Below are 12449 nucleotides of genomic sequence, written 5' to 3' on the forward strand. Positions count from 1 at the left end.
CACGAACAGACTTTTGTATTGTTCCGGCGCGGAGGGGCATCCCGTGTCGTTAATAAAGCCAAGAGTCTCCTAAACAATAGTCGGATTGTCTTGGAAGCCTACACCATACCTGTACTCAGGTTGGTGTAGGAGTATGTCACACAGGTTATATCATGTCCGGTTGAATACCCATAATTACGGTGATGGGTTGAGGGGGAGAGAGGGAGATGGGGTGAGGGTGATTTGCCGGACATCATATTACTTAGATTTTAACGGTGAAAACTTGGGAGCATGTCACCTTTGTAGGTTGGACTCTTGGAACGAAACCCAACGAGAGCAGGCTAACTTGGACATTGTGTGCTTTCCTTGACCAAATAGCGAGCGAGACGCAAAGCCTGCGGCATGGCTTCGCTTAACGCACTACGGCGATTCTCTTTTGCCTCTTTCCTCCTGTCCCCTGCCTTCTGCCCTCTGCCTTCTGCCCTCTGCCTTCTGCCTTCTGCCTTGAGGAAAGATGGGAAAGCGCACAGTGAATGTGGCACCCTGACCTGATCCGGGACTTTCTGCCCAGACGGTACCGCCTTGGAGTTCCACTAGGTAACGCACGATCGCTAATCCCATCCCTATACCACCATGCGATCGCGTCAGTGAACCGTCTTCTTGACGGAAGCGATCAAAGACAAAGGGGAGAAACTCAGCATGAATCCCAATCCCGGTATCACTTACCTGGATTTGCGCCTGATCCTCAATCTGTTCTAAGCGAACCTGAATCTGTCCTCCCTTAGGTGTGAATTTGACCGCATTGGAGAGTAAGTTCCAGACAATTTGCTGTAAGCGGCTGGCATCCCCTAATATGGGAGCAACTTCAGTATCTAACTGAGTCTCGATTTGCAGTGCCTTTGCCTCAGCCGCCGCCCGCATAGAAGCCATCGCCCGTTCAATAATCGGCATCAGTTCCACCGACGAGACATGCAGCGTCAATTCTCCGCTGATAATATCCGACATATCCAGGACATCTTCAATCAGTTGCGCCAAGGATTGAGTATTGCGAGAAATCGTCTCCAGCGCCCGCGCCATCTTCTCTTCATTCAAGCGGCGCATGGGTAGAAGCTTGGCTAAACCCAGGATTGAATTCAGGGGTGTGCGGAGTTCGTGGGAAAGGGTTGCCAGAAACTCATCTTTTAGGCGGTTGGCTTGGGCTAATTCCTGAGATTGTCGCTTTAAAACTGCCTCAGATTGTTTGCGATCGCTAATATCTAGAATAAACGCTACCGCTTCATCCAGGGCTTCACCCCTTCAGGGCGTAGAGTTTAGGGCAGAAGGCAGAAGGGAAGGAGAAAAGGTAAGATTACAAAAACGGATTTGGCAGCAACGCGCGATCGCTCATCAGCGAATCTGACCCTTAAACTAAAGATAGAAGTATACCATCCTTCCCGATGACCCTTGCCAAGGATTCAGCACCAACAGATCAAATTACTTCCCTTAACAACACAGAGGATATTATTATTCCTCCATGCGATTTGTTGAGTGATGAACCTCCCTTGGAAAGTGACCTACATCGAGATCAAATAGAACTCCTGCTGGCTTGCCTCAAGTGGTGGTGGCGAGAACGCACTGACTTCTATGCCACTGGTAATCTTACAATCTACTTTAGGACTTTGTTTGTGTAGCAGCGATTTCAATCGCCGTGGCTTCAATCCTCTAACGGAGTCATTAATTGCAGCGTCACTTCCCGAACAGCAGGTGGTAAAATAAATCGACCCTCCGACTTCTCCACCAGCGATCGCTGACTCAGAGAACCCAGCGCCCGAATCACTTCTTGGGGCGATGTGTCGCTAAAATGCTGTTGCAATGCTTTAAACGAAATCGCCTCTTTTTGGTGAGCCAGATAAACCAATACTCTTTCTTCTAATTCCGATAAGCGGTCTAAAACTTCCTCAATAAAATCACTAATATCATGAGTGAACAACGTCGTTGATAAAAAATCCGTCACGTCACCATCAAACACTTCCTTAATCGTCGTCGCCACCAGCTTGAGCATAAACGGATTACCGCGATACCCTTGAATTAACGGATGCCATTTTTTCTCGCCAGACAATCCTTTTTCTTTTAAAATTAATCGAGCCGCGTCTCCTAACCCTTCTAACTTAAAGGAACGAACAGGTGATGTCTCACCTTCTAATAACGAAATTTCATTCAGTTTTTCCTGAGACGTAATTAATACACAGCTTTGGTGCGGTTCTTCTCCTAAACGACGGAAAAAATCACCATATTCTTCATAGCCTTCTCGGTAAATCCCGGCTAACTTTCCACTCTGCAAAATCGACTCCACACCATCCAAAATGACCAAACAACGATGCTGTCGAAAATAGTCAATCAACCAAGAAATGCGCTGATCAGGGGTTTTAGGGATTACCGTTTCCGGTTGCGGGGACAAGTCTGGAATTAAAGCGGCGAGAAGATCAGACACAGAAGGGGCTTGACGTAGCGATCGCCACAGGACAACCTCAAAGTTATCCTGTAACTGTTTCGCCAACTTCACCGATAACGCCGTTTTCCCAATACCACTCATCCCCAACAGCGCCACTAAGCGACAGTGTTCCTGAATAATCCACCGTTCCAGGGTTTTCAGTTCATCGCCACGCCCGTAGAATACAGAAACATCGGGTGCTTCACCCCAATCCCGGCGATTTTGTGGCTGGGGTGAGGTAGGGGGACTCTCTGAAACAGGGGGACGGTTTGGGGTATCCTTTTGCTGCTGGAGATACTCTTGATAGCGGTTAACCAGGATTTGTTGCAATTTGGTCAGCTTAACCGGACCTCTACCCGGAATTTTAAACTTTTGGTAGACTTCGCTAAGCCGCTTACGCACAGCATCCCCACTAATCTGAAGGTGAGACGCGATCGCAGCCGTTCCATGACCCTCCATCGCCAGGGACAACACCTCTAGTTCCGATTTGGATAAATTGCGTTCAGTCGCAATGGTTTTGAGAAAATCCTGAGAAATCACCGTTCGATGCTCACACTTATAACCTATTTCATCCTTCAGGTTAACTCATATTCATGAGGAGAAATAGATTTTGCTCACATCAGTCATTTGAGTACGCACCAACTGGGGTAGTGGCGTGACCCAGCTAAAATTGTGGGATAGGTTGGCTTCGTAGTGAGGGCTTCAGCCCTCTTCAGCTAGGCGTTAGAGCACTCTTTGTGTTCACTGCAAACAAAGCCCTATTTTAGCTGGGTCATACCAGTCGTGGACTGACACAGCTAAAATTGTGGAATATTGTAGATTGGGTTGACGACTGTTACCCAACAAAAGATAGGGCTGAAGCCCTTACTACAAGCCAAAGATGACAAAATTTAGGTCAGTCCTGATCAATTAACTTAATTGTTTTGCCACACAACGTTCAAGTAATTCCTCAATACCACGAACCACCCAAATTTTAGTTCCTAACTGATGACTCACCTCTGACACGGTCATATCATCTAAAAATCGCGTATCATCATGTTTCAGCATGACTGAAGGCAGTAAAATCCCATCGCCGAAATCTTTTCCTGACAATGACCCAAGCAAATCTTGTCCAGTTAATAACCCCGTAACCGTAATCTCTTGTCCCCAATACTCACTCCGTAGCGCGGCTAGTTTGACCTCCAATCCCTCAACCTTATTCAACTGCTGCACGAGTGGAACAAACGCTGTTTCCACTGCATTACCGACCACCCAGGTTAATTCTCGCGCAGGTTCCACACGAGTTGGTAACATCCGCGTTGCTGCATCTTGAAATTGTTTAATAAACTGGCGAATTGAACCCACACCATTCCCAATTTGGGGATAATCTTCATAATGAGATTCTGACGGTAATTCCTGTTGGGCGATTAAAAACCATTCATCCGCTAACCAAGCAAAGGTAGACCCGAATTGTTGGCGAAATTTTGTTTGTAGCGATTGAACTTGCTGAATCACCTCTGCTGCTTTCTGGCGACTAACAGGGATTAATTCATCCTCTGAGGGACGAAAGCGAGTTAATCCCACAGGAACGACAGCGACTGACGCAACAGCAGGAACTTCATTCTGTTGGAATTGGGCTAAATCTATGAGGGTTCGTTCTAAGTGAATGCCATCATTAATACCAGGACAAACCACAACTTGAGCATGAATTTGTAATCGTCGTTCCTGAAACCATTGTAATTGGTCTAAAATCTGCCCAGCACGAGGATTTTTGAGGAGTCGGCTGCGAACGTCCGGTTCAGTGGCATGGATAGAAACATACAACGGAGATAGACGTAGGCGTTCGATGCGATTCCATTCGCTTTGAGTGAGGTTGGTTAGGGTTAAGTATGAACCATAGAGGAAACTGAGCCGATAGTCGTCGTCTTTGAGATATAAACTCTGTCGTTTTCCGGGAGGTTGTTGGTCAATGAAGCAAAAAGGACAACGATTATTACACTGAATTAAGCCATCAAATAAGGCAGTTTCAAATTCTAGTCCTAAATCCTCGTCATAGTCTTTCTCAATTTCTACAGAATGGATGTTTCCCGCCGCATCTCGGACTTCTAATTCCAATAGTTCATCAGCACAGAGAAATTGATAGTCGATTAAGTCACGGGGAGGTGTACCATTAATCGAGACAATGGCGTCACCGGGTTCAAACCCCACCTCAGCGGCAATGGAGTTGGGGATTACTTTATTAATTAAAGCTGGACGGATAGAAGTTTCACTCATTGGAAAGGGAACAGGGAACAGGGAACAGGGAACAGGGAACAGGGAATTCAAAATTCTAGTTCTTGAACGCCATTGGGTGTAATTTCATACCCCCATTCTGGATGCTGGGAAATTGCCCGTTCTATTTCGGGTCGAAGAATGGGATCTGCCATGAATTGGGCAATGGTGGTGGGATCAGGTCGTTGACCATAGAGGCGCAGACGGCGCAGGGGTTTCAGTCCGGTGGATGGTCTGGAGGAATGGCAAGACTGTTTCACCAAGTCACACAATCGGCGGTAGTTCTCTTGTCGTTGTTCTGGAGTCTGTCCGGTATCAAAATCAGCCGCCGTGAATACAGGTAATTCGGGGGGATTGGCAATGTTTCGCGGTTTCCAACCGTAGCGTAAGGCTTTGATCAGATAATCATTTGGCTTCTCAAGTAGTCCCTTGGCACAGTACTCAATGAACGCTTGAATCGAGGGTTCTAAGTTGTGGGCATAGTTGTAGATTGTTTCTTTTAGATGTTCATCATTGAGTTGAACCCCTAACTTTTCTAACTTAGCTTTATATTGGAGAATAATATCGACGTGACCTGGATCAAGTTCTAGAAAGTCCATCTGATGATTTTTCGACTAGACGCCCACTTCTAATCATAAAGGTATAGGGAAAACCTGACCCCACCGTGTAGAGACGCGCCATGGCGCGTCTCTACGGGTAGATGATTGGGTCGGTTAGGAATGATGCGTGAGGCGATCGCCTGATTCGACATCAAACCAGTGCATCGTTTTCTCCGGTAGGGTGAGAGTCACCGTATCTTCTTCACCATCCCAGTAGTTATCAGCAGCTAACAACGCCCGAATCGTCTTGCCTTCTGACCCGTCTGAACCCTGCACCCGCACGCTGATCAGTTTTTCTTTACCCATATCTTCGACCAAAAACACGTTACCCTTGATGGTTTGTTCATCTCCTTGCTTAGCAATCCGCACATTTTCGGGACGAACACCCATGATAATTTGGCGCGGTTTTTTCCGCAGGTCGGGCATTTTCAGTTTAAAGTTACCCAGAATGGCATAATTCTCCTGACAGCTAAGGGTTAGCAGGTTCATTTGGGGACTGCCCATGAAACTGGCAACAAAACTATTCGCCGGGTAGGTATAAATCTGATAGGGGGTATCAAGCTGTTGCAAGACGCCCTCATACAGCAAGGCAATTCGAGTCGAGAGGGTCATTGCCTCGGTTTGGTCGTGGGTAACATAGACGACGGGCTTGTTTTGGGATTTAAATAGTTGCTTGAGTTCCGCCCGAACTTGTTCTCGCAGTAAGGCATCTAAGTTACTCAAGGGTTCATCTAATAAAAAGACTTCCGGTTCTCGAACTAAGGCGCGGGCAACCGCTACCCGTTGCCGTTGTCCACCGGAGAGTTGACCGGGTTTGCGTTCGAGTAAGGCGCGGTCTAAATCTAGCTTGATAATCACATCATCAATGCGCTTGCGAATTTCATCGCTAGAAGTTTTACGGATTCTCAGCGAGGCGCTGATATTTTCCTCCACCGTCATGTGAGGATAGAGGGCGTAACTCTGGAAAACCATGGCAATATTGCGATCGCCTGGGGGAACGCCGTTAACCGTTTGTCCACTAATCACTACTCTGCCTTTCGTTGGCGTCTCCAATCCGGCAATTAATCGCAGCAATGTGGATTTACCACAGCCAGAGGGTCCAATAAATGTCATGAACTCGCCATCTTCGACATCTAGGCTAATGTCTTTAATCGGTACCGTTTTTGGATTGTATTCTTTGCGTAGATTCTGGAGTTCGAGTTTTGCCATGATTTTTACCTATTGAGTTTTGAATGGGAACCTGTCAAGAAATGGTAAAAGGTGACCCGAGTTGATTGAATGGACACCGTTGTTAATTGATGCAAGCGGGTCGCCCCTACAATCTCATCCTTTAACTGCCCCAGCAGTGATGCCCTGCACAATACGACGCTGGAAGAATAGCACTAACAGAATCAGGGGTATCGTTCCCGCTACTGTCGCTGCCGCGATCGGACCATAAGGAATTTCAAATACAGAAGTTCCCCCAATTTGAGCCACGGCTACAGGAATGGTTTTCATTTCATCTCGCGTAATAAAGGTTAAAGCAAAGATAAACTCATTCCAAGCAAAAATAAACGTTAGAATTCCCGTCGTTACCAGAGCAGGAATTGTCATCGGCAGGACAATTTTTAACAGCATTTGTACGGTGTTATACCCATCAACCTGGGCAGAATCTTCTAGATCCTTAGGCAGTTGTTGAAAGAAACTCCGCAGCACCAAAATAGTCAGGGGTAAATTAATTCCGGTATAGGGAACAATTAAAGCCATATAGTTATTCCCCAAGCCTAAAAGTTTCACCACCTCTAGCAGTCCCAGAAACAGTAGCACGTAGGGAAAGAGACTGACAATAAGAACGCAGCCTAAAACAATCCGCTCTCCCGGAATTCGTAACCGTGCTAAGGCATAAGCAGCGGGCGCTCCGGCGATTAAACACAAGAAGGTGGAGGTTAATGAAACAATGGCACTATTCAGGATATAACGAAAAAAGGGATACCGCTCAAATAGCTGCGTGTAGTGATTCCAAGTCAGTTGATCAGGCGAAGGAAAATAGACATTCGGAATTGTCGAAATCGCCTCATTGATCTTGAACGAGGTCAAAACTTGCCAAAGGGCTGGTGCTAGGCAAAAGATTAGCGTTAATACAACCCCAACCCAGAGCAGAATTTGCTTGGTATTGATTTTTGATTTGTTTTTGGATGATGATTGTTGAGCGATTGCCATGATTAATCTATTGGTCTCCTAAAACATTAATCCGGGTTTTTGAGAGCAAAAAGCCCACAATTGCCACGGCGAGAATTAGCAAGAGGAAGGTGACGACAACCAACGCCGCACCGTAACCAAAGTCCAAATAGCGTCTCACCGTGTCGTAAATGTAGAGTGAAATCATTTCCGTCGCATTCGCTGGACCGCCCCCTGTCATCACCAGTACCAGGTCAAAAATCCCGAAAGCTTGAGCAAATCGAAACAAGAGGGCAATTAATATTTGCGGGGTCAGTAGGGGTAATGTAATTTGTACAAAACTTTGGACGGGAGTCGCCCCATCAATTGCATGGGCTTCATAAAGATCCTTAGAAATGGATTGCAATCCCGCCAACAAAATAATCGCGAAAAATGGTGTTGTTTTCCAAACATCAGCAGCAATTAATGCGATCATTGCCGGAATGGGTTCACCTAACCAAGTAATCGGCTCAACGGCGGGCAATAATCGCAAAATATCATTGGCAACGCCAAACTGGTCATTAAAAATCCACGCCCAGGCTAACCCCATAACAGCAGTGGGTAATGCCCAAGGAATTAAGGCGGCAGTGCGAACTAAACCTCGCCCAAAAAAGGCTTGATTTAGCACCAAAGCAATTGCCATTCCCAACACTAATTCCAGGGCAATCGAGGACACAGTAAACACCGTTGTGTGCCACATACTTTGCCAAAAGCGTCCATCACCCACGAGCCGTGCATAATTGGCAAAGCCAGCAAATTCTGGCTGTAACTCAGTGCCGAGATTTTGATTGAATAAACTTAACCAAAATGCTCGTCCAATGGGATAGGCAAACACCATGAGCAAGATAAGTATGGCAAGTAGGGTGAGTAACCAACCCGTTCTTATCTCTCGTTGCCGAATTGAAGCTTGTTTCATCGTAATTTTATCGACTTACAACGTGCCGTTCAACTAACGGCTGAACCTTAATCTCCTAAAAGTCTTCGCGTTTCTTGGGCGGCTCGATTCATCGCTTTTTCTGGCGTCATTGTTTGTGTAATCGCCGCACTGAGATAACGCTGTAAAATATCTGAGGCTTGAGCGTATTGGGCGATAGGAGGACGCAGAACAGCCTTTTCCAGGACTTCTAGCATTTGGGGAAAGTAACTATATTTAGCCACCAGTTCAGAATCGGTATACAGTGATTTGAGTGCTGGTGCATAACCTGTTGCTAGACTAAATCGTTTTTGGACATCCGGACGGTTAAAGAATTCAATCACTTTCCAGGCTTCGTCAGGGTGTTGCGTGGATTGAGAAATGCCCAATCCCCATCCGCCTTGGCAAGCACCACTACTATCGGCTGGTTGGTGTACCATCGGCTTAATCGCAAATTGACCCGCAATCTCTGAGTCTGCGGCTAATGGGTAAACGTAGGGCCAATTTCGCAAGAAAATAGCTTCACCATTTTGGAATAAGCGGCGGGTTTCTTCTTCAGCATAAGTGGTGACGCCGGGAGGAGAAACCTCTTTTTCAATGGTATTCAGTAAAAATTCGACCGCTTGGATAGCTTCTGGCTGATCTAGTCCAACTTCTAGTGTGTCTGGATTCACCCAAAAGGCACCAAATCCTTCCAGGATTTCCACAAACATGGCAGATAAACCTTCGTATTGCTTTCCTTGCCATAAATATCCCCATTCAACTCCTGTTTGTTGTTGCAAGGCTTGAGAAATTTGCATGAGTTCGGCAAAGGTTTCGGGGGGTTCGTATCCACCCTGCTTTAATAAATCAGTACGGTAATAGAGCATACCCCCATCGGAACGCAAGGGCATCCGATACAGTTCACCGTTATAGCGTCCTCCCTCTACATCCCCTTGCATAAACTTCGATAATTGGTCTTGGGAAACTCGGTCAGATAGAGGCATTAACCATCCGGCTGCGGCAAATTTTGGGACCCAAACAATGTCTAGATAAACGAGATCGTAAGGTGAATCACCGAGTAAGAACGCCGAGGTATAAAGGTCTTCTACCAGGTTAGTTTCGTTAGGTCCTTCCAGGATTTCTAGATTGATATTGGGATTTTGTGCTTCAAATTCATCGACAAATTCTTGCCACTGGGATGCTTCTAGGGCGCTCATCAATACTTGAACCGTGACGGGTTGTTGCGTCAATGCGGGGAGAATGAGAAATTGAATCGTGGCAATTGTGGCAATCAGTAAGATTAAAAAACGAGGAATTTTTTTGATTCTGAAGATGCCTCGTTTGAGTTTGCCCAATTGCTGACTAATGTTCATTGGATGCTCTGACAATTCAATAAGGTTCAATTCACTACTGTGCGATGACAATGACAGGCTGTCTCACACAGGATTGCTGATAAGCTTCAGCCTCATTCTAGCTAACGCTTATCAAGCCCTTAACCTCATTACTTGATTTCATGAGATGTTATAGCAGTAGACACATCGATTAGGACTTTCGGCACCATTGTAGAGACGCGCCATGGCGCGTCTCTACATAAATGATGTGTCCTAACCGCTATGGCGGTTGCTATACTTTAGGTTAGGGGTAGATGTAAAGAAATGAAACTTAACTTTATTTAAGTTAACATTTCCTGGAGGACAATCAGACAAAATCGGCTAGGTCAATCGATTGACGGGTGTAAAAGGATACTTGTAACATATTTTTGAACATAATTCATACCTCGATAGTTGGTTGACATTTTACCAAAAGAGTTATAAGCAGGTCATTTGTCATACTCGCCCAAGCGAGAAGCCAGCTACGTCATTCGTCATTCGCCATACTCACAGAGATTGATGATTATGCCCCATTAGAGGGTGCATTATGGGGAGTGACTGAAACTCAGCATTAAACCAAAGTGGCATGGCTAAAATTCAATGGAATAAGTGACGATGCTTTTTTAGAATTTTACCTAATAAATTAGCCTAGCCAAAGCTTTGGGGGAAATGACTGATTTTTTCCTATATTTCCCCAGTTGACCTTAATTAATCCGATTTTTTAGCCGACTCGACTGGCGATCGCATGAGACAGGATTGACCCAACCCCGATGATCCAAGGATATACACTGGGACAATAACCCCTTTCCGACAAGCAGATGATCAAGCGGCTTTGGCAATGGCTAGTGCGGCTGATTTGGCGAATCGTACCGCCTTTCCTGAAACCCAAACAATACAGGCGACGGCAAAAACGCCTGAGTGATGCAGATTATCATCAGTTATTTCGGCAATTGGTGATTGGGGTGAATCAGGGATGGAATCGGGAACAGATCCTGCAACATTTAGGATATCAGAGTAGCGATCGCGCTTTTAAGGTGTGGCTGTATGAGTATGGACAGCAGTTGCGCCAATTACCCGAGGCGGATCATCAGTTCGCTTGGCAATTATTGCAGATGAGTGGTGTCGGCTGTGGAGAATTAGGGGAAATTGCGGCAGAAATTGGCAAGGATTTATTGGCGAAATCGGCGGGGAAAGGGGAAGCTTATCGGGAAGAAACGGGAGACACAGATCACAGCGAAACAGGCGAAAGTGATGCCGCCGAAACCTGGTTCAATCAAGGGAAACAGCAACTCGCCGACCAAGATTTTCTCGGTGCGATCGCGTCTTTTGACGCAGCGATTCAACACCAACCCGACTACGCCGAAGCCTGGAATAATCGGGGGTTGGCTTTGGGGAAGTTGGGAGATGATCAAAGTGCGATCGCCTCTTATGAGAAAGCGATTCAACTTAAACCCGATTACCAATTAGCCTGGTACAACTGGGGTGTAGCGATGGATAAATTAAGAGAAAAAGAAAGCGCTATATCACCGATTGAATCGTCTCCAGATATCAAAGGGATGCGTGATATTGATGTGAATTAAAACCCCTCTCCCCCAGCCCCTCTCCCACTCCGGGGAGAGGGGAGCAAGAGGTATGTAAGAGGAAGTAGTTTAGAGACTTATCATAGTATATTGAACAGTCTGGTTACCCTTCTCCCTCGATGGGAGAAGGGGTTAGGGGATGAGGGTGACAAGTTCGAGAGACCCAATTAATCAATTATCAATTATCAATTATTAATTGTCCATTGATAAAATAACGATATACACTAAAATAATACCCCCTTTTCGACAAGCCAATGGTGAAGCGGTTTTGGCGGTGGCTAATCCGGCTAATTCAGCCGATATTACCCCCCTTCCTCAAACAGAAACGACACAGGCGGGTGAAACGTCAACGCCTCAGTGATACAGACTATCAGCAGCTATTTGGACAACTGCTAACTGGGGTGAGTCAGGGATGGAACTCAGAAGAGGTATTCCAACATTTAGGACATCGGAATGACCGCTATTTTAAGGCGTGGCTGCGAGAGTATGGGAAGCGGTTACGGAAATTGCCAGAGGCGGATCATCAGTTGGCGTCGCAGTTGGTGCGATTGAGTCGGGTAGGGTGTGGGGAATTGGGGGAAATCGCCGCAGAGATTGGCAGGGAGTTGTTAATGAAACCTGCGGGAAAAGGGGAGGAAGTGGTGGCGGTGGAAGAAAGGAAGAGGGTATCGGCTGAGACATCGCTTTCAGATTCGATTAGTTCTATTGAAAATAGCGATAGTGAGCAGGCAGAAGTGTGGTTTAATCGAGGGAATCAGCAATTTGATGCAGGGGATTTTCTCGGTGCGATCGCATCTTTTGACAAAGCCCTTCAATTCAAACCTGATAACCACTATGCTTGGTTCATGCGGGGTGTGGCGCTGGCTGATTTAGGTAAATATGAAGAGGCGATCGCCAATTATGACAAAGCCCTTCAAATCCAACCTGATTTCCACCAAGCTTGGTACAACCGGGGTGTGGCGCTGGCTGATTTAGGTAAATATGAAGAAGCGATCGCCAATTATGACAAAGCCCTTCAAATCCAACCTGATTTCCACCAAGCTTGGTTCATGCGGGGTGTGGCGCTGGCTGATTTAGGAGAATATGAAGAGGCGATCGCCAATTATGACA

The 12449-nt window shown here is 46.2% G+C and carries 10 protein-coding genes and 1 pseudogene; 3 read left to right on the plus strand and 8 right to left on the minus strand.

What is annotated here, in order from left to right:
- Positions 1–399 precede the first annotated feature (399 nt).
- Positions 400–1263: a sensor histidine kinase gene (locus RH949_RS05710; RefSeq protein ID WP_446352190.1), complete on the minus strand. Its 864-nt coding sequence runs from the start codon at positions 1261–1263 to the stop codon at positions 400–402.
- Between the two features lie 152 nt (positions 1264–1415).
- Here RH949_RS05710 and RH949_RS05715 point away from each other — a divergent pair.
- A pseudogene (locus tag RH949_RS05715) lies at positions 1416–1631 on the plus strand (hypothetical protein); the annotation flags it as partial.
- 41 nt (positions 1632–1672) lie between these two features.
- On the opposite strand, the gene RH949_RS05720 reads toward RH949_RS05715, so the two are convergent.
- The 7 genes from RH949_RS05720 to RH949_RS05750 all read right to left on the minus strand — a co-directional run bounded on the left by RH949_RS05720 (position 1673) and on the right by RH949_RS05750 (position 9762).
- Positions 1673–2989 carry a helix-turn-helix transcriptional regulator gene (locus RH949_RS05720; RefSeq protein WP_006099529.1) on the minus strand — a complete coding sequence of 439 codons (1317 nt, stop codon included), beginning with the start codon at positions 2987–2989 and terminating at the stop codon, positions 1673–1675.
- 369 nt (positions 2990–3358) lie between these two features.
- On the minus strand, positions 3359–4702 hold the full coding sequence (locus RH949_RS05725; RefSeq protein ID WP_446352185.1) for a TIGR03279 family radical SAM protein: 1344 nt from the start codon (positions 4700–4702) through the stop codon (positions 3359–3361).
- A 47-nt stretch (positions 4703–4749) separates the two neighbouring features.
- Positions 4750–5298, minus strand: coding sequence for a hypothetical protein (locus RH949_RS05730; protein WP_006099588.1), 549 nt, complete (start codon positions 5296–5298; stop codon positions 4750–4752).
- Positions 5299–5412: 114 nt separating this feature from the next.
- Positions 5413–6507 (minus strand): ABC transporter ATP-binding protein, encoded by a 1095-nt coding sequence (locus RH949_RS05735; protein WP_006099593.1) that lies wholly within the window; start codon positions 6505–6507, stop codon positions 5413–5415.
- 114 nt (positions 6508–6621) lie between these two features.
- Complete coding sequence (locus tag RH949_RS05740) at positions 6622–7497, minus strand: carbohydrate ABC transporter permease (protein WP_006099575.1); 876 nt, start codon at positions 7495–7497, stop codon at positions 6622–6624.
- 7 nt (positions 7498–7504) lie between these two features.
- Positions 7505–8410, minus strand: coding sequence for a carbohydrate ABC transporter permease (locus RH949_RS05745; RefSeq protein ID WP_446352186.1), 906 nt, complete (start codon positions 8408–8410; stop codon positions 7505–7507).
- Between the two features lie 47 nt (positions 8411–8457).
- Complete coding sequence (locus RH949_RS05750) at positions 8458–9762, minus strand: ABC transporter substrate-binding protein (protein WP_446352187.1); 1305 nt, start codon at positions 9760–9762, stop codon at positions 8458–8460.
- Between the two features lie 815 nt (positions 9763–10577).
- Between RH949_RS05750 and RH949_RS05755 the strand changes: the two genes are divergently transcribed.
- Positions 10578–11339: a tetratricopeptide repeat protein gene (locus RH949_RS05755; RefSeq protein WP_446352188.1), complete on the plus strand. Its 762-nt coding sequence runs from the start codon at positions 10578–10580 to the stop codon at positions 11337–11339.
- 254 nt (positions 11340–11593) lie between these two features.
- Positions 11594–12449, plus strand: an 856-nt coding sequence (locus tag RH949_RS05760; protein ID WP_446352189.1) for a tetratricopeptide repeat protein, incomplete at its 3' end; no start/stop codon positions are given.

The organism is Coleofasciculus sp. A1-SPW-01, assembly GCF_040217205.1.
Lineage (GTDB): Bacteria > Cyanobacteriota > Cyanobacteriia > Cyanobacteriales > Coleofasciculaceae > Coleofasciculus > Coleofasciculus chthonoplastes_A.

Excerpts from the sequence above, each read along its gene's own strand:
- RH949_RS05725 (WP_446352185.1), bottom strand. The coding sequence starts at position 4,702 with ATGAGTGAAACTTCTATCCGTCCAGCTTTAATTAATAAAGTAATCCCC.
- RH949_RS05730 (WP_006099588.1), bottom strand. The coding sequence starts at position 5,298 with ATGGACTTTCTAGAACTTGATCCAGGTCACGTCGATATTATTCTCCAA.
- RH949_RS05735 (WP_006099593.1), bottom strand. The coding sequence starts at position 6,507 with ATGGCAAAACTCGAACTCCAGAATCTACGCAAAGAATACAATCCAAAA.
- RH949_RS05740 (WP_006099575.1), bottom strand. The coding sequence starts at position 7,497 with ATGGCAATCGCTCAACAATCATCATCCAAAAACAAATCAAAAATCAAT.
- RH949_RS05745 (WP_446352186.1), bottom strand. The coding sequence starts at position 8,410 with ATGAAACAAGCTTCAATTCGGCAACGAGAGATAAGAACGGGTTGGTTA.
- RH949_RS05750 (WP_446352187.1), bottom strand. The coding sequence starts at position 9,762 with ATGAACATTAGTCAGCAATTGGGCAAACTCAAACGAGGCATCTTCAGA.
- RH949_RS05755 (WP_446352188.1), top strand. The coding sequence starts at position 10,578 with ATGATCAAGCGGCTTTGGCAATGGCTAGTGCGGCTGATTTGGCGAATC.